The sequence below is a fragment of the Micrococcus sp. R8502A1 genome, assembly GCF_006704135.1.
Lineage (GTDB): Bacteria > Actinomycetota > Actinomycetes > Actinomycetales > Micrococcaceae > Micrococcus > Micrococcus luteus.
On the sequence record NZ_VIGS01000015.1, the window covers coordinates 25,045 to 44,422 of the forward strand.

Here is a 19,378-nt window from a genome sequence, read left to right on the forward strand (position 1 = left end):
CATGGACGCCACCTCGCACCCCGACGCCGGCCCCCGCCTCCCCGAGACCTCCGCACCGGGGGGCGACGCCGCGCTGCACGAGGAGGCCCTGGCCGTCCTGCGTCGGCTCGTGGACCGGCCGGACGCGCGATTCAAGGACGGGCAGTTCGAGGCGATCGAGGCGCTCGTGGCCCACCGCCGCCGCGCCCTGGTGGTGCAGCGCACCGGCTGGGGCAAGTCCGCCGTGTACTTCGTGGCCTCCCTGCTGCTGCGCGCCCGCGGCGCGGGGCCCACGCTGATCGTCTCCCCGCTGCTCGCGCTCATGCGGGACCAGGTCGCGGCCGCGGCCCGGGCGGGCGTGCGCGCGGTGTCCGTGAGCTCGGCGAACGCCACGGAGTGGGACGAGGTCCGGGCCCGGCTCGCGGCGGACGAGGTGGACGTGCTGCTGATCTCGCCCGAGCGCCTCACGAACCCCCGGTTCCGGGACGAGCAGCTGCCGGACCTCGTGGCGCGCATGGGCCTGCTCGTGGTGGACGAGGCCCACTGCATCTCCGACTGGGGCCACGACTTCCGGCCGGACTACCGCCGCATCCGGGACCTGATCGGGCTGCTTCCCGCCGAGGGGCCGCGCGCGGTGCCCGTGCTGGCCACCACCGCCACGGCCAACGCCCGTGTGGTGGCGGATGTGGTGGAGCAGCTCGGCGTTGCCTCCGAGCAGGATGTGTTCGTGCTCCGCGGCCCCCTGGCCCGCGCCTCGCTGCGCCTGGGCGTGCTGCGCCTGCCCAGCCCGGCCGCGCGCCTGGCCTGGCTCCTCGACCACCTCGGGGACCTGCCGGGCTCCGGGATCGTCTACGCCCTCACCGTCTCCGCCGCCGAGGACACGGCGCGCGCCCTGCGCGAGGCGGGGCACGAGGTGGTCGCCTACACGGGCCGCACGGACCCGGAGCGGCGCGCCGAGATCGAGGAGGACCTCAAGGCCAACCGGGTGAAGGCCGTCGTGGCCACCTCGGCGCTCGGCATGGGCTTCGACAAGCCGGACCTGACGTTCGTGGTGCACTTCGGCGCGCCGGGCTCGCCCGTGGCGTACTACCAGCAGGTCGGCCGTGCCGGCCGCGGGACGGACCACGCGGACGTGCTCCTGCTGCCCGGGCCCGAGGACCGTCGCATCTGGGAGTACTTCGCCACCGCCTCCATGCCGGACGAGGAGCAGGCGCGCGCCGTGCTGGGGGCGCTCGCGGACCACGGCGGGGCCCTCTCCGTGGCGGCGCTCGAGCCGGCCGTGCGGATCAAGCGCACCACCCTGGAGCTGCTGCTCAAGGTCCTCGCCGTGGACGGGGCGGTCGAGCGGGTGGGCGGCGGCTGGCGCGCCACCGGGCGGGAGTGGACGTACGACGCCGAGCGGTACGCCCGCGTGGCCGAGGCGCGCCGGGCCGAGGAGCGGCTCATGCTCGACTACCAGACCACGGACCGGTGCCGCATGGAGTTCCTGGCCCGCACCCTGGACGACCCCACCGCCGCGCCGTGCGGCCGCTGCGACGTCTGTGCCAGCCCCTGGTACCCGACGGGATCGGACGGGGCGGCGCGGGAGCGCGCGGAGGCCGCCCTGCGCCGCACCGGTGTGCCGATCGAGCCCCGTCGCATGTGGCCCTCGGGCATGGACCGGCTGGGCGTGCCCGTGAAGGGGCGCATCGCGCCCGAGTCACAGGCCGAGGAGGGTCGCGCGCTCGCCCGCCTGACGGACCTCGGGTGGGGCACCGTCCTGCGGGACCTGCTGGACCGGGAGGACGCCCCGGTGCCGGAGGAGGTCCTGCGGGGCGCCGTCGACGTCCTGGCCGGCTGGGGGTGGCGGACGCGGCCGATCGCCGTCGTCGCGATGCCCTCGCGCACCCGCCCGCAGCTGGTGGGGTCGTTCGCCGAGGGGATCGCCCGGATCGGCCGGCTTCCGTTCCTCGGCTCGCTCGAGCACGCGCGCGGCGGCCCCACGGCCGGGCCGGGCGGCAACAGCGCCTACCGGCTCGGGTCCGTCTACGGCCGGTTCGCCGTCCCCGAGGCGATGGCGCAGATGTTGCGCACCGCCCCGGACGCCGGCCGCCACGGCCCCGTGCTGCTGGTCGACGACCTCGTCGACTCGCGGTGGTCGCTCGCCGAGGCTGCGCGGGTGCTGCGCGAGGCCGGCGCCCAGGGGGTGCTGCCGCTCGTCCTGGCCCAGGCCGGATGAGCCGCCGAGGTCAGCGCTCCGCGCGGACGATCGCCAGCACGGCGTCGCGGAGCGCCTCCATGGTGGCGGCCGTGCGGGCCTCGCCGTTGTAGCGCAGGAACGGCTCCGTGTTGGACGGGCGGAGGTTGAACCACCACGTGCCGTCCTGGGCGGCGACCGTGGTGCCGTCCATGCGGGTCACCGTGGTGGCCACCCCGGCGAAGTCCTCGTGCACGGCCTGGCCCTCGCCGACGCCCTCGCCCACGGCGGGGGCGAACTGCGCCACCACCGCGGCCACGGCGGCGTCCTTGTCCGCGACCTGCGAGTTGATCTCTCCGGAGGCCACGTACGGCTCGTACTCCTCGGCCAGCTCGGACAGCGGCTGCTCCTGGCCGCCCAGGGCCGCCAGCACGTGCATGGCCGCGAGCATGCCGGTGTCCGCGTTGAAGAAGTCGCGGAAGTAGTAGTGCGCGGAGTGTTCGCCGCCGAAGACGGCGGACTCGGCGGCCATGACCGCCTTGATGAAGGAGTGGCCCACGCGGGTCTCCACGGCCCGGCCCCCGTCGGCCGCCACGAGCTCGGGGACGGCGCGGGAGGTGATCAGGTTGTGGATGACCACGGGGGTCTGCTCGCCGTCGGCCTTCGCGCGGGCGATCTCGCGGCGGGCCACCAGGGCGGTGACCGCGGAGGGGGAGACCGGGGCGCCCTGCTCGTCGATCACGAAGCAGCGGTCGGCGTCGCCGTCGAAGGCCAGGCCGATGTCCGCGCCGTGCTCCACGACGGCGGCCTGCAGGTCCCGCAGGTTCTCCGGTTCCAGCGGGTTGGCCGGGTGGTTCGGGAAGGTGCCGTCCAGCTCGAAGTAGAGCGGCTCGATCTCCAGCGGCAGGGCGGCCAGCTCGGCGTCGCCGAGGACGGCCGGGGTGGTCTTGCCCGCCATGCCGTTGCCCGCGTCCACCACGACCTTCAGGCGGCGCACCCCCGTCAGGTCCACGAGCGAGCGCAGGTATGCGGCGTAGCCGGGGAGGATGTCCTCCTCCGTCACGGTGCCGGCGGTCTCGGCGGCGGGGATCTCACCGGCGTCGAGGTAGGCCTGGGCCGCGTCGCGGATCTCGAACAGCCCGGTGTCCGAGGAGACCGGCACGGCGCCGGCCTGGGCCATCTTCATGCCGTTGTACTCGGCCGGGTTGTGCGAGGCGGTGAACACCACGCCCGCGGCCTGCTTCACGCCCGCCGCGTAGTAGAGCATGTCCGTGGAGATCAGCCCCAGGGTGACGACGTCGGCGCCGCGGCGCGTGGCACCCTCGGCGAAGGCCGTCATGAACGCGGGCGAGGAGGGGCGCATGTCCCCGCCGACCAGCACGGTGTGACCGGCCAGGCCCAGCACGTCCACGAAGGCCGCGCCCACCGCGCGGACGCTCTCCGCCGTGATGGACTCGCCCACGATGCCGCGGACGTCGTACGCCTTGAAGGAGTCGTGCAGGTCGAGGGAGGGGGTCGAGGTAGTCACCCGACCGATCGTAGTGGACAGCCTGGATACAGTGAGGGCGTGCCCCCGACCACTCCGCCCCCGAGCGCGGGGCCCCCGGCCGTCCCGCCGTCGGGACCCGCGCCGGCCGCTCCCGGGGAGCCCGCGTACCGCAGGCTGCTGATCGGGCTGTTCCTGGCGGGGGTGGCCACGTTCGCCCAGCTCTACTCCCCGCAGGGCCTGCTGCCGCTCGTCAGCGACGACCTGGGCGTCCCCGCGGACCGTGCCGCCCTGCTCGTCTCCGCCAGCACACTCGGCCTCGCCGTGTCGGTGGTGCCGTGGTCCGTGGCCGGGGACCGGTGGGGCCGCCGACGCGCCATGGTGGTCTCGATGGTCTCCGCCAGTGCGTGCGCGCTCACGGGCGTCCTCGCACCCACGTTCGAGGCCATGCTGGGCCTGCGCCTGCTCGAGGGCATGGCGCATGGGGGCGTCGCGGGACTCGCCGTGGCGCTGCTGGCGGAGGAGGTGGTCCCGCACGCGGTCGCGGCTGCCGCCGGCACCTACATCGCCGGCACCACCCTCGGCGGGCTCTCCGGCCGGCTCCTCGCCCTGCCCGTCGCGGAGGCGTCCTCGTGGCGCGGCGGGATGCTGACCGTCACCGTGGTCGGGGTGCTGTGCACGGTCGGCTTCCTGGCGATCACGCCGCGCGCCCGGCGTTTCACGCCGTCGCCCACCTCCCCGGCGACGCTCGTGCGCATCGTGCGCGGTCACCTGCGCTCGCCGGAGCTCGTCGCCGTCTACCTGCAGGGGGCGCTGCTGATGGGCGGGTTCGTGGCGCTGTACAACTTCGTGGGGTACCGCCTGCTCGACCCGCCGTTCTCCTGGACGCCGACGGCGGCCGGCCTCGTCTTCCTCGCCTATCTCGCGGGCACGTGGTCGTCGCCGCGCGCGGGTCGGCTGGCCGCGCGGGTGGGCCGGCTGCCCGTCCTGGCCGGTGCGACGGCGGCCATGGCGGCAGGCGTCGCCCTCACGTCGGTCCCGCATCCGGCGGTGCTGGTGCCCGCCCTCGTGCTCGTGACGGGCGCGTTCTTCGCCGCCCACGCCGTGGCCTCCGCATGGTCCGGGACGGCCGCCCCCACGGGCCGCGCCCAGTCGACCTCCCTGTACAACTTCGCGTACTACGCCGGCTCGAGTCTCTTCGGCTGGCTGGGCGGCGTGTTCCACGAGTCCCACGGGTGGCCGGGGACGGTGCTGATGGTCCTGGCCCTGGTGCTGACCGCCCTGGTGAGCGCCGTCGTCGTGCTGCGCGGACGCGGGACGGCCCCGGCGCGCTGAGCCGGGGCCGTCGTGGGGGCGGGTGTCAGCGGGCCGACCCGCGGGTCACCAGCCGAGGGCCTCGGCATCCGTGCCGGTGGCGGACCGGGCCTGGTCGCGCCAGGCGGCGAGGACCTCCGGGTCCTGCAGCTCGAGCCACGCGATCATCTGCTGGTAGGTCACGCAGTAGGTGTCCTCCTCGACGCAGACCTCGCGCATGACCTTCTCCACAGCCGGGTTGAACGCGTTGAGACCCCAGTCGTTGAAGTGGTTGCCGAAGACCAGCGGGGCGCGGTTGCCCGCGAACGCCGAGTCGTACATGTAGCGGTAGGTGCGGTACTGGAAGTCGGTGAGTCGGGCGACGTCCTCCGGGATGTCCTTGCCGCCGTTGCCGGAGATCCAGAAGTTGTAGTCCATCGCCATCACGAACGGGCTGGCCGCGTCCTTCTCGGCGAGCACGGGGGACCAGGTCATCGGCATCTCGAACTCCCAGATCCCGTCCTCCTGGTAGGGCCAGGCGACGCCGGAGGCGGCCGCGGCACGCGACGTGTCGTACTCGAGTCCGTTGTCCTTCCACATCGGGACGAGCTGGTCCCACTCCCCGTCGAGGCAGGGCAGACGTCCGCCCTTGACGTCGTCGGGGGTGACCTCCAGCGCCGGCAGGGAGCTGCCCGGGTTGTAGGCGCCGGGGTCGGAGAGGATGTCCGTGAACGAGCCGTACTCCTGCTTCCATTCGGCCGTGGACCACTGGTCTGCGCCGTACCTCGTGGGCGCGCACAGGTGACCCGCGTAGTGGGTGCCGATCTCGTGGCCGGCGGCGTGTGCCGTGTTGATGTTCTCGATGCGCTGCGCCACCTCGGCCTCGTCGCCGCCGAACTCCGTGCCCACGTAGCCGGGCTCGTTGCCGGGCGCCGTGTAGTTCTCCCGGTTGGCGGTCTCGATGAGGTTGATCGCGGACTGGAACACCGTGAACTTCGCGTCGGAGTCCGCCGCCGCGTCCAGGAAGGTCTTCCAGCGAGCATCCTGACGGCCGCCGTCGAAGGAGAAGAGGACGAACTGCGGCGGGCGCTCCTCCGCCGTGAAGGCCCGCATCGGCACGTCCTCGTGGGAGCGGGCGGCCAGGGGGACCGCGGGGTCCGCGGCGGCCGACGGCGAGCCCTCACCGGACGACGCCGCATCCGAGGACCGTCCCTGCGACGACGAGGCCTCCGATCCGTCCGCAGATGCGGGCGACGAGACGGCCGCGTCCGTGGCGCCGGAGGACCCGGCCGCCGTCCCCTCGTCCCCCTGCGGGGCGGCACAGCCGGCCAGCACGAGGGCCAGGGCCACCGACGTCCCCCACCAGCGGCGTCGCCGGGGCGAGGGGGTGTCGACGGTGCGGGCGGACCGGCGGGGGAAGGACATGCGGTCTCCTGGCTCGGTCGAGTGGCGGGCGGAGTGTCTCCTCCATGGCCGCCGTGACCAGACACGGAGGACTCCACGTTCCACCGTAGGGGAGGCCCTCGGTGACTCTGGAGCCCCGGCAGAACTGTGACCAGGTTGTGATGTGGCGCCGCGGCTGCCGACATGGCCCTCGCGGGCCACACCTAGACTGGAGGCATGGAATATCTCGTCCCTGTCCTCGCGGTGGTCGTCATCGGCGCCCTCGCGTTCGCCGCCGCCCGGTGGATGTCGGCCGGTCGAGCGCGTCAGGCGGCGGACCAGCGCACGCCGTCCGGTCGCGGGCTGGACATCGGACCGGAGCGGGCGCGTCTGGCAGCGGGGCTGCTGGACGAGGACGCCCATCGGCGCGTGTACGGGCACATCGCCCAGAGCCGCGTGATGGAGGCCGTGCGCGACTACCGCGCCCACACGGGACGCGGCCTGAAGGACGCCGTCATGGACGTGCAGTCCCTCGCCGTGCATCCGCAGGTCTACTCCGAGCCGGTGCAGGAACCGGACGCCACGTCCGCCGGAGTCGCGGGGCCCGTTCCCGGCGGCCATGGGGAGCCCCATCGGGACGACGCGGCCCCGGCCGACACCCCCGGGCCGAAGCGGCCCGGACAGGATTCGAGCGGGCGGGGGGAGCCGGACGCCCAGACGCCCGATCGCGAGACCTCTGACGCCGTGGCCGAGGACGACGCCCGGCAGGACAGCGACCACGCCTCGGCCGCGCCGCGTCCGACGGCGCCGTCCGCCGACGAGTTGACGACCCTGACCGTCCCGGCCGAGTGGACCGCCGCCCCCGCTGAGGAGGAGCTCCCCTTCGAGGTCGAGGTGATGCGGGGGACGGAGTCCGTCCGGCTCTCCTCGCGGGACCTGCCGCCGTGGCTGCGCGACCAGCTCGCCGCCATGGTGCGGGACGGCAACCTCGAGTCCGCCGCCGTCCAGCTGTCCAGCCACTCGGAGCTCTCCGTGCCGGAGGCGTACGAGCTGCTGCGCCGCATGCGCGAGCGTCGCGGGGAGGGCTAGTTGTTGCGGGTCATGAGGTTCTTGGCACGAGGGCCGGACTGAGATGAGACGAGTGGGCCTCTCCCGCAGGATGGAAGTTCCTACACCACCCATCCGCGCAAAGAGACCCACTCATGACTCACGCTAATGCACCCCTGACTCCCACCGGCCGTCTCAGGATGGTCCACCGCCACCTGCACGACGGCATCCCGCAAGCCCATGTCGCCGCCGAGTTCCGGGTGAGCCGGCCCACGGTGGCCACCTGGGTGGCCCGCTACCGCGCCCAGGGAGAAGCCGGCCTTCAGGACCTGCCCAGCCGGCCGCACCGTTCACCTGCCCAGCTCGATCCCGAGGTGGTGGCTCAGATCCAGACCCTGCGTCGCAGGGAGAAGTGGTCGGCCCGCCGGATCCATCACCACCTCGTCTCCGAGGGCCACCGGGTGTGTCTTCGTACCGTGGGACGGTGGCTGCACCGGGCCGGGCTCTCCCGGTTACGGGACCTGACCCCGGCCGGGGAAGACCTGCGCCAACGACCCCAGAAGATCACCGCGAGAGGGCCGGGGCACATGGTGCACCTGGATGTGAAGAAGATCGGGAAGATCCCAGACGGGGGCGGCTGGCGCACCCACGGACGTGAAAGTGAAGCAGGCCGTGCTTCCAAGCGTGGTGCCGGCCGGCGGGTCGGGTACACCTACCTGCACTCGGCGATCGACGGGTACACCCGCCTGGCGTACACCGAAGCGTTGGAGGATGAGAAGGCGGTGACCACGATCGGGTTCTTCTGCCGGGCGAGGGCGTTCTTCGCCGCCCACGGCATCACCGTGGACCGGGTGGTCACGGACAACGGGAACAACTACCGGGCCGTGGACTTCACCGCCAAGGTGGTCTCGCTCGGGGGCCGGCACCACCGGATCCGCCCCTACACCCCGCGCCATAACGGGAAGGTCGAACGGTACAACCGGCTGATGGTCGATGAGGTCCTCTACGCCCGCCCGTATACCTCAGAGACAGCTCGGCGTGAGGCGCTGGCCGTGTGGGTGAACCACTACAACTACCATCGGCCTCATACCTCCTGCGGGGACGCCCCTCCGGCCTCGTTGGCCCCGGCCCGAGTCAACAACGTCATGCCCTCTTACAACTAGTCACCAGCCGGTCGGTATGTCAGGTCCCCGCGTACAGACGCGAAGAGGGCCGGAATCGCGTGGATTCCGGCCCTCTCTGGCGGAGACGGGGGGATTTGAACCCCCGGCCCAACTTTCGTCGAGCCCTTCATTAGCAGTGAAGTCCATTCGGCCGCTCTGGCACGTCTCCTCCATCCGGCGCGCCTCGCACGGGGCGACGCGCGGTCAGACCGGTTCAGTTTAGCGCGCCAGGCCAGGGCAGGGCAAAGGAGCGGCGTGCTCACGGACGGATCACCATCGCGCACGAGCGGGGCCCCGGATCCATGGATCCGGGGCCCCGCGTGATCTGTCAGCCGTCCGGCCTGAGGCCGACGCGTCCGTTCAGATCAGATGCGATCCTTGCGGTCGTTGCGGCCGTCGAGGTCGCGATCGGTGGCGTCGCCGTCGACCTTGACGTCCTCGTGGCGGACCTCCTCGGTCACCGTCTCGGTGTCCTGCACCTGGCGCTTGCCCAGGGAGACCTTCTCGGCGTCCACGGTCTTGTTGACGACCGGGGTCTCCTCGTAGGTGGTGACCTCGACGTCGCCGTCGCGGCCGGCGGTGCGGGCCTCGGCGGAGTTCGGGTCGACGGACTCGCGCTCCACCACGACCTCCTCGCGGGTGACGGGCACCTCGACGGTCTCGGTGGTGGTGTAGGCCTGCTTGCGCAGACGGACGCGGCCGGAGGCGCGGCGCTCGGTGCCGACGTTCAGGTGCTCGTCCTTGACGACGACGGAGTCGGCGTCGGTCACGTCGCGGCGGTCACGGTCGGTCACGTCGCGGCGGTCGCCGTCCACGACGGCCTCGTCGCGGCGGTCGGCCACGCCGGCCACACCCGCGGTGCCGGCCACGCCGGCGGCGCCGGCGTCGGTGCGCACGTCGTCACGACGCACGTCGCCGTCGTGATCCGCGGCGGAGTACTCCATGGAGTAGTACTCGTAGATGCGCTGCTCCTCCTCGGGGGTCAGCGAGCCGTCCGCGTCCACGTTCGGGGCGTCCTTCACGAAGGACTTCTCGAAGGGCACCGTGATGCCGTCGGCGGTGGTCTGGGCCTGCTGCAGCGGCACGAAGGTCTCGCGGGCGCCGAACAGGCCGGTCTTCACCGTGACGAAGGTGGGCTCGTTGGTGACGTCGTCGAGGTAGACCTGACCGACGGAGCCGATCTTGTCGCCGTCGGTGGCGAAGACGGTGGAGTTCTGCAGCTGGTCGAGAGCGTTGCGGTCCATGAGGAATTCTCCTTCTGAATTGGTGTTTTGTTGCCTTACGCTCATTCACAATTCCCCATGGGCCCGAGTGGCGTCAACCATCGGCCCCCCAGATTCCCAATTCCCAGACTTCTCCCAGAATCTCGGTGTGATCCGCATGATTCCGCGGATTCTTCGTCCGGGCCTGCTGTGGATCCTGGGGGATCGGTGGGAGTGTGGCGCATGCGGTCCGCGACTCTTGACGACCCCCGATATTCTGTGGAATAAGTGCGCCGCCGGCGTGAAAACGATCCCGAGGAGAGTGGAGGCCCCATGTCCGAGCCCCTGGTGGCCGATCGCCGCCTCGCAGTGGTGGGGGCCGGCCCCCGCGGCGTCATGCTGCTGGAGCGGATCCTCGCCCGACTCGAGGGTGCGGCCCCGGACGCACACTCCCGACGGCTGCGCATCGACGTCGTGGACCCCTACCCGCCCGGGCCAGGGCGGGTGTGGCGCACGGACCAGTCCGAGCTGTACCTCATGAACACCCCCGCGTTCTTCCCGACCGCGTGCGCCGCCGACAACCCCGGTCTGCGCCCTTCCACCGCCGCCCAGACCTTCGACCAGTGGCGTCGCGTGCACCCGGAGGCCAGCCTCGGCGTGCGCCGCCACCAGTACCCGGCCCGGGCGGTCTACGGGCGCTACCTCCGGCACCTGTACAAGGACGTCGTCGCGGGGCTGCGCGCCCGTCCCGAGGTCGTCGAGGTCGTCGAGCACCGTGCGGAGGCGACCGCCCTGCACCCCCGGCCCGACGGCGGTGCCCGCCTGGAGCTGCGGGACGCCGACGGCGCGGTCGCCGCGCTCGACGCGGACGCCGTCGTGCTCTGCCTGGGCCATCAGCCGGCGGAGCTCAGCCCCGGCCAGAACCGGATGGCCGCCGCCGCGCGCAGCCGGGACGAGCTGCACTACCAGGGCCCGCAGATCCCCTCGGACGTGGACTGGGAGACCGTGGAGGCCGGGGCGGACGTCCTCGTGCGGGGCATGGGCCTGAACGCGTTCGACCTGCTGGCCCAGCTCACCCAGGGCCGGGGCGGGGTGTACCGCCGCACCGGCGACGGACCCGGCCGGGCCCTGCGGTACGAGCCGTCGGGGGACGAGCCGCGCCTGCACCTGATGTCCCGCCGCGGCATCCCGTACCTGCCCAAGGCCGAGGTGGACGCCTTCGTGCCCCGCGGCGTCACCCTCAGCTACCTGTCCGACGCCGCCGTCGACGCCCTGGCCGCCCGGCACGGGGCCCTGGACCTCGCCGAGCACCTCTGGCCGCTGCTGCACCGCGACGTGGTCCGGCACTACTACGCCACGCTCGTCCGAGCCCAGCCCGAGATCCTCGGCGGGCCCGTCGAGGCGCGCCGGTTCCTCGGGGAGCTCGTCGGCCAGCTCGAGGAGGCCGGCCGCGGCGCCCCCGTGACCTCCGCGCACGCCGAGGAGCTCCTCCAGCGGTACGCCCCCGGGCGCCGCTTCCTCGACATCCTGGCCTACGCGTCCCCGTTCGAGGACGCCGTGTTCGCCTCCCATGAGGACTATCAGCGGGCCGTCGCTGACCTCATGGAGCAGGCCTGCGTCGAGGCAGCCCTCGGGGAGGAGTCCCCGTTCATGATGGCCGTCGGTGCGCTCCATGCCGGCCGACTGCGGATCAAGGCGTGGATCGCCGAGGGCCGGATCGCCGAGGCCTCCCGCATCCGGGACGTCCAGGGCTGGTTCGAGCCGCTCGTCGAGGGCCTCGCCTCCGGCCCGCCCCTGTGGCGCGTCGAGCAGATGCTCGCGGTGCACCGGGCCGGCCTGCTCACCTGGGCCGGCCCCGCGCCCGTGGTCGAGGCCGAGGAACACGCGTTCACCGCCCGCAGCCCCCAGGTGGGTGCGCAGGGTTCACTGGGGCCCGCCGTCGTCGAGGGGGCCTGGCTGGTGGAGGCGATGATGCCGCCCAACCGCGTGCAGGCCGCCGCCTCCCCGCTGGTCCGTCAGATGCTGGCGGACGGCGTCGCCGCGGCCGGGACGTGGGAGGACGAGGAGGGTGTGCGCGTGCCCGCCACCGGCTTCGACGTCACGGCCCGCCCGTACCGGCTGCGGGCCGCGGACGGCACGGTCCACGCGGACGTGTTCGTGCTGGGCCTGCAGCTCTCGGGCGTGCAGTGGGGCACCGCGATCGCGGCCGAGGCCGGGGCCGATCCGGCCAGACGTGCCCTCTTCCTCGCCGACGCCGACGCCGCCGCAGCGGCCGTGCTCGCCGGCTGAGCCTCCACGACGACGGCGGGGCCGCCCGGGTGGATCCCGGACGGCCCCGCCGTCGTCATGCCGGGGGTGACGCCCCGCCTCCCGTCAGGGACGGACCGGCCCGCGTCCCTTGCCGGGGTGCTCCGGACCGTGGCCCTTGCCCGGGTGGTCGCCGCCGTGGCTCGGGGTCGCGCCCACGCAGCGCAGCCACTCGCGCACGGAGTTCGCGGGCTTGCCCGGCACGCCGCGCGGATCGGTCACACCCTCGCAGGTCTCGCCCGGGGAGGGCTCCGGCTCCGGGGTCGGCTCGGTCACGGGCGCGTCGAGCTGGAGGCCCACCAGGATCGGGTTGTGGTCCGAGGACCGCCACTGGTCCGCGGAGTGCAGGTCCTCGGCCACGTAGTTGTGGCGCGAGTACTCCAGTGCCACGGATTCGTTCGCGTTGATCATCCAGATGTCCTGGCCGGTGATCGCCGCCGCCGCCGACGGGGAGGCGTAGATCCCGTCCAGGCTGCCGACGGCGCCGCCGAACGCGTACGAGTACTCGCCCGTGAGCGCCCCCTGCGAGACGTACCCGGCCGCCTCGAGCACCCGGATCGGGTCCTCCTTCTCGTAGGAGTTGAAGTCGCCCATGAGCAGGACGCGGTCGGTGCCGGTCTCAGCCTTCATGCGCTCGGCGAAGGCCACGAGGGCCTCGGCCTGGCCCACGCGGTCCGCGTTGTACGCGCCCTGGCCGTCGCCCGTGTCCACGTTGCCCCCGGTCGCACCGGAGCCGCCCTTGGACTTGAAGTGGTTGGTGATCGCCACGAACTCGGTGCCGGCCGCCCCCTCGGACGTGCCGTCGGCGGCGCGGAACAGCTGCGCCATCGGCTCACGGGCGTTGTCGAAGTTCGTCTGGTCGTCCAGGATCACCGACTCGCCCACCGGGGTGACCTCGGCCGGCTGGTAGATGAACGCGGAGCGGATGACGTCCTCGTCCGCGAGCGCGGGACGCGTAGCCGGGGAGGCCACGTAGGCCCAGCGCTGTTCGCCGGCCTGGGCGTTGAGGGCCTCCACGAGGTGGGCCAGCGCGTGGTCCCGGTCGAGGCCGAACTTCTCGGAGTTCTCGATCTCCTCGAGCGCGACCACCGAGGTGCCGAGGCCGTTGATCGCGGCCGCGATCTTCTCCTGCTGGCGGGCGAACGCCTCGGGGGTGTAGGCGCCGCGCGGCAGGCAGCCGTTCGTGGTGACGGGGGTGCCGGCGCGGTCGCGGTAGGCGCTGCAGCCGGCCACGTCCTGGCCCAGGGTCGTGAAGTAGTTGAGCACGTTGAAGCTGCCGACGGTGACGTTGCCGCCGACCGTCTCGGGGGCGGCCTCGGCCGGGCGGGTGTCCTCGATCGTCACGGGCTGGACGGCGGCCGCCGTGGCGTCGGTGAGGTGGCCCAGCGGCTGGAAGGACCACGCGTCGAAGCGCCAGTCGAGGATGACTCCGGTGGTGAACTCCAGGCCCGCGCCCACGCGCACCGGCTGGTCCGCGTCCAGGTACGGCAGCGGGTTCTGGTTGCCCGGCGAGCGCATGAAGTTCGTGGTGGCCCCGTCGTCGAGGACGATCAGCTGCTGCGCGTTGGCGGCCGCGACGGCCTGCGCCTCGGCGCCGGGCCGGGCCACCGACGTCGGGTTGTCCAGCGGCTTCGTGCCGGGGACGATGCCGAGGGAGCCGTACTGGTTGAGGGGGTGGTTGTCCGTGACCGTCCAGTCGCCCTGCGGGGCGAGGACCATGCCCTCGAGCGCCTCACGGTCGGCCTCCTCCAACGGGAACTTCACGGGCTTGGGGGCCACGGCGCCGGGCTCGGCGACCGGCAGCACGCCGCCGGCGGCGACCTTGATCTGCGTGAGGCCGTAGTGCTCGGCCGCTTCGCCCGTGACCTGGACGTGGTCGCCGAGCGTCACGGAGCCGACCGTGTCCGGCGAGTACACGAACACGCCGTCGGAGGCGCCCGGGGTGGCGTCGGGGGTGTCGCCGCCGGTGCCGGCGGTCTGGATGTAGTAGCCGTCGTAGCCGCCCGTGGAGTACACGGCGGTGACGACGCCGGTGGTGGTCACCTGGCGCCCGGCGTACGGGGTGGCCGTGCCGGTGCCCTGGAGCTGGGCGATGGTGATCCGCTCGGCCGGGGTCGGCTGCGGCTCGGGCTCCGGGGTCGGCTCGCCGCCGGTGGCGGCGGCGTTGGTCGGGGTGACCTGGTCGGTGACGGTGAAGTCGGCGCTGTTGTCGTCCGTGTCCACGCCGTTCGTGCGGGTGAGGGACTTCGGGTCCGAGTTGGCCGAGGGGGCGCCGGCAGCCGCTGTTTCGAAGGTGTTCGTGGCTCCGTAGCCGAGCACGTCCGCGACGCCCGGCACCTGGCCGGTCACCACGGAGCCGACCGGCAGGTCCGTCACGGTGCCCGCCTGGCGCGCGAGCACGATCGTGCCCTTGGTGCCCGCGGGGTTGAACGCCCCGCCGGCCACGAGGTCTGCCTGCGGCAGGGCCGCGCCCGCGGTGCCGTTGGAGCCGCCGGAGACCAGGAAGTGGCCCTTCGCGGGCACCGTGCCGGACAGCGCGACCGTGCCCTGGGTCGCGGCCGTGCCGGCGGCGGAGCGGTACTGCAGGGACCAGCCGTCGAGGTTGATCGGCTGGTCGGTGGGGTTGTAGAGCTCCACGAACTTGTGGGTGTACACGGCGTTCGCGGAGCCGCCGTTGGTGTATGCCTCGTTGATGACGAGGGAGTCGCCGGCCGGGCTGGCCTGGGAGGGCAGGGCCACGGCGGGGGCGAGCAGGGCCAGGGCGGCGGTGGTCACCGCGGTGCGCGCGGCGAAGCGGGGCAGGGGGGTCATGTCGTCCTCGGTCTCGTTCTCGATGGGTCAGCGCGGCAGGCCCGCGGCGGTCAGCCAGGCATGGGCGGAGAAGACGGGGTGCGTGGCGGCGCCGCGCTGCACGCCGCGGCCCTTGCCCGGGTGGTCCTCGCCCTTCACGCGGCCCTTGCCCGGGTGGTCGGCGCCCTTGTCATGGCCCTTGCCATGACCCTTGCCCGGGTGGGTCGGGGCGGGCTGCTCCGGCTCGGTGGGGGACGGGGCCGCGGTGACCTCGAGGGCATGGCGCACCACGGTCGTGCTGCCGTCGGCGTAGCGCACGGTCATCACGAGCTCGCCCGTGCCCGCCGCGGCGGGGGCGGTGATCCCGGAGAGCGTGACGGTCTCGGAGCCCGCGGGGACGGCCACGGTGCCCAGGGCGGTCTCGGTGCCGTCGGCCGTGCGGAAGGCGACGTCGACCGCGGTCGCCGCGGGGGCGCCGTCGGAGTCCACCACGAGGTCCCCGAGGGTCAGGCCGACGGCCTGCCCGGCCTCGACCGAGGCGGGGGCGTCGGTGACCGGCACGCCGTTCTTGCCGAAGTCCGGGGCGACGGCGCCGTGGGCCGCGTCCTGGGCGCGGGCGTAGTCCGTGATCGCCTGGGAGTCCAACAGGCCCATGTTCACGAAGTTCTGGCGGCCGGTCGCGAAGGCGGTGTAGCCGTCGGGGGCCTTGGTCGGGTCCCCGAGCGTCGTCCAGGTGTCGTCGGCCAGGAACGACTGGCTGGCCACCGTGTACATGCGGTCCGCCTGGAGCGGCTCGCCGTCGATCCACACGCCGGTCACCTTGTCCCCCTGCGGGCGGGACTCGTCGTAGGTCCAGGTCAGCTCCTCGGACCAGCCGAGGGTGAACTTGCGCACGTCGTTCCGCCAGTTCTCCTCGAGGGCCAGCTTGATGGAGGAGCCCGGGATGTCGAAGTAGGTGATGGTGTTGCCGAACGGCGCCATGTCGAGCAGCTCGCCCAGGGTGAGGCGACCGACGAGGTCGGCCGGCTTGGCCGGGAACGCGCCGCCGTCGGTGAAGCGGTCCGTCAGCAGCTCGGAGCGCAGGCCGCCGGGGTTGGTCACGCCGAGGTCCACCTCGGGGTTCGCCTGCTCGGCGGCGTGCTTGACGGCGTCGCCCACCCAGGTGCCCAGGGTGGTCTCGGCGGCGCGCGTGCCGCCGGCCTTCCAGGAGCCGCCGGCGTCGATGAGCTTCTGGTAGTCGGTGGTGATGGAGGCGGACAGGTCGGCCACGACCTCGCCCTGCAGGTCCTCGAAGACCGCGACGGCCTCCTGCTCGATCGCGTACACCTGGGCGGTGACGGGGGATTCCGCGGCGGCCTCGGCGGGGGCCTGCGTGGACCGGGCCAGCAGGCGCGGGGTGAGCCCGGTGACCTCGCCGTCGGCGCCCACGGTCAGCTCGACGGCGGTCAGGTGGCTGCCGGAGGCGCCCGCCTGGATCACGGGGCGGTGGGCGCCGCCGGCCACGGTGTCGTACTGGTAGAGCTGGTGGGTGTGGGCGTTGAAGATGAGGTCCACGGCGGAGGAGGTCTCGCCGACGATGCGGTCGAACTCGGCCCGGGCCGCCCGCTCGGCGGCCAGCTCGCCCGCGCCGGCGGCGCCGTCGTGGTACGAGGCCACGATCACGTCGGCGGCGTCCTGGGCCTCCAGCTCGTCCGCGACCGCGTTCACGGCGGCGACCTCGTCGAGGACCTCGTTGCCCTTCAGGCCCGCGCCGGTGGTGGTCGCGTACAGCTCGTTGGGGGAGGCGCCGATGACCGCGACGCGCACGCCGTCGACGTCGAAGACGGCGTGCGAGGTGAGGACGGGCTCCTTGCTCGTCGGGTCCACCAGGTTGGCGGAGAGCACCGGGAACTGGGCCCGGGACTCCACACGGCCCTGCAGGTCGTCCAGGCCCTTGTCGAACTCGTGGTTGCCGGCGGTCAGCGAGGCCAGGCCGAGCGCGTTCATCACGTCGATCGTCGGGTTGTCCTGCTGCACGTTGGACACGGACTTCGAGCCACCGATCAGGTCGCCGGCGCTGGTCAGCAGCGTGGAGCCGGCGCCGTGCTCGGCCTCGAACGCGGTGCGGTAGTCCTCCACGGTGTCCGCGAACTGCGTGCCGATGTAGTCCGCGGACAGCGCGCCGTGGAAGTCGTTGAAGGACAGGATCGAGATGGTGGTCTCGTCCGCGGCGGCCGTCTCGACGGCCAGGGCGGGCGCCGCGCTCGCGGGCGCGAGGACGAGGACGGTGCAGGCGGCCGTGGTGACGGCACGGCGGCGGAACAGGCTGGGCATGGCTCTCCCCGGGATGCGTGATGACAGAGGTGCGCCGCCGGTGGACGGCGGGGTGACGCGCCGAGTCCACCACATCCAGGTGGCCCCCAGGTGAACGAGAGGCGGCGGGCCGTCCGGCCCGCCGCCTCTCGTCGTGTGCACGCGGATGGTGAGGGATTCGAACCCTCGGCACGGGGTCACCGCACACCGGTTTTCAAGACCGGCTCCTTCGGCCGCTCGGACAACCATCCCGGGCCTGACCGCGACGGCGTGGGCCGCCGCGTCGAGGACCCACTCTAGCCCGTGGCCCGGCGGGCGACCGGTGGCGAGTCCGGCCCCCCGCGCGCGAGGATGGACCCTCGACCCCCGACCAGAGGAGGAGACCCCCATGGACGTCCCCGCACAGATGCGCGCCGTGCGATTCACCGGCGCCGGCGACAACGGCGTCGTCCGCGTGGGCCACGAGCCCGTGCCGGACCCCGGCCCGGGCGAGGTGCTGGTGCACGTGGCCGCCGCGGGTCTCAACCGCGCGGACATCGCGCAGCGCGAGGGCCGCTATCCGCCGCCGCGCGGCGCCTCCGAGATCCCCGGGCTCGAGGTCTCCGGCACCGTGGCGGCGCTGGGACCCGAGGCCGGGATGCCGGGTGAGGGGCGCTTCGCCGTCGGTGACCGGGTGTGCGCGCTCCTGGCCGGCGGGGGCTTCGCCGAGTACGTCGCCGTGCCGGCGGGCCAGCTCATGGCCGTCCCCGACGGCGTCGGCCTCGTCGAGGCGGCGGCCCTGCCGGAGGTCGCCTGCACGGTGCACTCGGCGCTCGTGGGCCGTGCGGGCGTGCAGGCCGGGGACCGGGTGCTCGTGCACGGCGCCACCGGCGGCATCGGCTCCTTCGCCGTCCAGTTCCTCGCCGCGCTCGGTGCACGGGTGCTGGGCACCGCCGGCGGCCCGGAGAAGGTGGCGCTCGGCCGGCGGCTGGGCGCCGAGCACATGTTCGACCACCGCGCCGCCGAGTCCGGTGCCTTCGCCCCGTGGGTCAAGGAGGTCACGGACGGCCACGGCGCGGACGTCATCCTCGACGTCGTCGGCGCCCCGTACCTGGCGCCCAACGTGTCCGCGCTCGCCCCCGAGGGACGCATCGTGACGCTCGCGGTCCAGGGCGGCGCCGTCCCGGAGGACTTCAACATCATGAAGCTGGTGGTCAAGCGCGGCTGGCTCACGGGGGCGACGCTCCGCTCCCGCTCGGTCGTGGACAAGGCCGGGATCGTGGCCGCGGCCGAACGTGCCGTGTGGCCCCTGGTGGCGGCGGGCCGCATCGACGCGAGCGTCGGGGCGTGCTTCCCGCTCGCCGAGGCCGCCGAGGCGTTCGACTGGTTCGATTCCGCCACCCGCACGGGCAAGGTCGTGCTCGTCACCGACCCCGCCGATGCGCGCCGGCCGTCCGGCGACCGCGCATGAGGGGGCCCTTCGCACGCTTCCGTCAGGAGCGTGCCGACGACCGCGAGCTCGGCACAGGGCTGTGGCGCCGTGCCCACGACCGCCTCGGCCGGGCCCTGGACCGCTACTGGCAGGTGCTGGAGGGCCAGCGGGGCACGGACGTGCTGAGCCACGAGGAGCGCAACGGCGTGGTCCACGCCGGCAACGTCCTCACGGAACGGCTCCCCGCGGTCCGTGCCCTGTGCGTCCGCCTGCACCGGGACCACGAGGGCGACGGCGAGCACATCCCGGCCGAGGCCGCCGACGTCCACCGTGAGCTCTCCCGCGCCGCACACGAGCTGGCCGCCACCGCCCAGGCCCTCGCCCTGTACCGGCTCGGCCAGGGCTCGGCGGAGTCGGTCGGCCGGCACGCCGAACGCACCCTCGGCCACCTGGACCGGGCGGAGGAGCTGGGAGCCGGGCTCTGACGGCGGCGCGCCCCGGACGGCCGGCCCGAAGACGAGAGGACCCCGCCGCGTGATCACGCGGCGGGGTCCGGGGGAGCCCCCTGCCGGATTCGAACCGGCGACCTGCTCTTTACGAGGGAGCTGCTCTGGCCAGCTGAGCTAAGGAGGCACGTGACCGTGAACGGCCACGGCTGACGAGCATACCGGTTTCGCGGCCCCGATTCCACCGCGCGGCCGGGCGCGCGGGCCACCGACTGTGGCCCGCGCCTTCCGCAGGCGTTCACCCCCAGGCCACGCCGCGGCCAGACGGGGACGGTTCCCTGGTGGGCACACACCGTCGACGGGAGACGCATGAGCCTGCCCCACGCCCCTCGCACCCCGGCAC

At 73.5% G+C, this 19,378-nt stretch carries 12 protein-coding genes and 3 tRNA genes; 7 read left to right on the plus strand and 8 right to left on the minus strand.

Annotated features, from left to right (window positions below; genetic code table 11):
- The first annotated feature begins 1 nt into the window (after position 1).
- Complete coding sequence (locus tag FLM69_RS04745; RefSeq protein ID WP_095347586.1) at positions 2-2,197, plus strand: RecQ family ATP-dependent DNA helicase; 2,196 nt, start codon at positions 2-4, stop codon at positions 2,195-2,197.
- Between the two features lie 10 nt (positions 2,198-2,207).
- Here the strand turns inward: FLM69_RS04745 and FLM69_RS04750 are convergent, their stop codons facing one another.
- Positions 2,208-3,683: a phosphomannomutase/phosphoglucomutase gene (locus tag FLM69_RS04750; RefSeq protein ID WP_063189907.1), complete on the minus strand. Its 1,476-nt coding sequence runs from the start codon at positions 3,681-3,683 to the stop codon at positions 2,208-2,210.
- Positions 3,684-3,824: 141 nt separating this feature from the next.
- Between FLM69_RS04750 and FLM69_RS04755 the strand changes: the two genes are divergently transcribed.
- On the plus strand, positions 3,825-4,976 hold the full coding sequence (locus FLM69_RS04755) for an MFS transporter (RefSeq protein WP_255421448.1): 1,152 nt from the start codon (positions 3,825-3,827) through the stop codon (positions 4,974-4,976).
- 45 nt (positions 4,977-5,021) lie between these two features.
- Here the strand turns inward: FLM69_RS04755 and FLM69_RS04760 are convergent, their stop codons facing one another.
- Positions 5,022-6,359, minus strand: coding sequence for a hypothetical protein (locus FLM69_RS04760; RefSeq protein ID WP_063189905.1), 1,338 nt, complete (start codon positions 6,357-6,359; stop codon positions 5,022-5,024).
- A 195-nt stretch (positions 6,360-6,554) separates the two neighbouring features.
- Between FLM69_RS04760 and FLM69_RS04765 the strand changes: the two genes are divergently transcribed.
- Positions 6,555-7,406, plus strand: a complete 852-nt coding sequence (locus tag FLM69_RS04765; protein WP_036316053.1) for a hypothetical protein — start codon at positions 6,555-6,557, stop codon at positions 7,404-7,406.
- Between the two features lie 113 nt (positions 7,407-7,519).
- Positions 7,520-8,527 (plus strand): IS481 family transposase, encoded by a 1,008-nt coding sequence (locus FLM69_RS04770; RefSeq protein WP_101967259.1) that lies wholly within the window; start codon positions 7,520-7,522, stop codon positions 8,525-8,527.
- Positions 8,528-8,604: 77 nt separating this feature from the next.
- Here the strand turns inward: FLM69_RS04770 and FLM69_RS04775 are convergent.
- Positions 8,605-8,696, minus strand: a tRNA-Ser gene (locus FLM69_RS04775).
- A gap of 196 nt (positions 8,697-8,892) precedes the next feature.
- The gene (locus tag FLM69_RS04780) at positions 8,893-9,771 is read right to left on the minus strand and encodes a PRC and DUF2382 domain-containing protein (protein ID WP_049146144.1); all 879 of its coding nucleotides are present in this window, start codon (positions 9,769-9,771) and stop codon (positions 8,893-8,895) included.
- Positions 9,772-10,062: 291 nt separating this feature from the next.
- Between FLM69_RS04780 and FLM69_RS04785 the strand changes: the two genes are divergently transcribed.
- Positions 10,063-12,018, plus strand: a complete 1,956-nt coding sequence (locus tag FLM69_RS04785) for an FAD/NAD(P)-binding domain-containing protein (RefSeq protein WP_063189340.1) — start codon at positions 10,063-10,065, stop codon at positions 12,016-12,018.
- A gap of 84 nt (positions 12,019-12,102) precedes the next feature.
- Here FLM69_RS04785 and FLM69_RS04790 read toward each other — a convergent pair whose 3' ends face one another.
- From FLM69_RS04790 to FLM69_RS04800, 3 genes are all read right to left on the minus strand, one after another.
- Entirely contained in the window at positions 12,103-14,847 is a 2,745-nt protein-coding gene (locus FLM69_RS04790) for an ExeM/NucH family extracellular endonuclease (protein ID WP_181743485.1), read from the minus strand.
- Between the two features lie 27 nt (positions 14,848-14,874).
- Complete coding sequence (locus FLM69_RS04795; RefSeq protein ID WP_141843291.1) at positions 14,875-17,139, minus strand: bifunctional UDP-sugar hydrolase/5'-nucleotidase; 2,265 nt, start codon at positions 17,137-17,139, stop codon at positions 14,875-14,877.
- A 142-nt stretch (positions 17,140-17,281) separates the two neighbouring features.
- A tRNA-Ser gene (locus FLM69_RS04800) sits at positions 17,282-17,369 on the minus strand.
- 137 nt (positions 17,370-17,506) lie between these two features.
- On the opposite strand from FLM69_RS04800, the gene FLM69_RS04805 reads away from it, so the two are divergent.
- A complete protein-coding gene (locus FLM69_RS04805; protein ID WP_081097720.1) occupies positions 17,507-18,568 on the plus strand; it encodes an NAD(P)H-quinone oxidoreductase in 1,062 nt (353 codons plus the stop codon).
- Positions 18,565-19,014: a hypothetical protein gene (locus FLM69_RS04810; protein ID WP_049145163.1), complete on the plus strand. Its 450-nt coding sequence runs from the start codon at positions 18,565-18,567 to the stop codon at positions 19,012-19,014. Before FLM69_RS04805 ends, FLM69_RS04810 begins: the two co-directional genes overlap by 4 nt.
- Positions 19,015-19,088: 74 nt before the next feature.
- Here FLM69_RS04810 and FLM69_RS04815 read toward each other — a convergent pair.
- Positions 19,089-19,162 (minus strand) — tRNA-Thr (locus FLM69_RS04815).
- Positions 19,163-19,378: the final 216 nt, after the last annotated feature.

What these genes read in the sequence shown, in the direction of transcription:
- FLM69_RS04780 (WP_049146144.1), bottom strand. Translation starts at nt 9,771, where the DNA reads ATGGACCGCAACGCTCTCGACCAGCTGCAGAACTCCACCGTCTTCGCC.
- FLM69_RS04765 (WP_036316053.1), top strand. Translation starts at nt 6,555, where the DNA reads ATGGAATATCTCGTCCCTGTCCTCGCGGTGGTCGTCATCGGCGCCCTC.
- FLM69_RS04790 (WP_181743485.1), bottom strand. Translation starts at nt 14,847, where the DNA reads ATGACCCCCCTGCCCCGCTTCGCCGCGCGCACCGCGGTGACCACCGCC.
- FLM69_RS04745 (WP_095347586.1), top strand. Translation starts at nt 2, where the DNA reads ATGGACGCCACCTCGCACCCCGACGCCGGCCCCCGCCTCCCCGAGACC.
- FLM69_RS04770 (WP_101967259.1), top strand. Translation starts at nt 7,520, where the DNA reads ATGACTCACGCTAATGCACCCCTGACTCCCACCGGCCGTCTCAGGATG.
- FLM69_RS04795 (WP_141843291.1), bottom strand. Translation starts at nt 17,139, where the DNA reads ATGCCCAGCCTGTTCCGCCGCCGTGCCGTCACCACGGCCGCCTGCACC.
- FLM69_RS04810 (WP_049145163.1), top strand. Translation starts at nt 18,565, where the DNA reads ATGAGGGGGCCCTTCGCACGCTTCCGTCAGGAGCGTGCCGACGACCGC.
- FLM69_RS04785 (WP_063189340.1), top strand. Translation starts at nt 10,063, where the DNA reads ATGTCCGAGCCCCTGGTGGCCGATCGCCGCCTCGCAGTGGTGGGGGCC.
- FLM69_RS04760 (WP_063189905.1), bottom strand. Translation starts at nt 6,359, where the DNA reads ATGTCCTTCCCCCGCCGGTCCGCCCGCACCGTCGACACCCCCTCGCCC.
- FLM69_RS04805 (WP_081097720.1), top strand. Translation starts at nt 17,507, where the DNA reads ATGGACGTCCCCGCACAGATGCGCGCCGTGCGATTCACCGGCGCCGGC.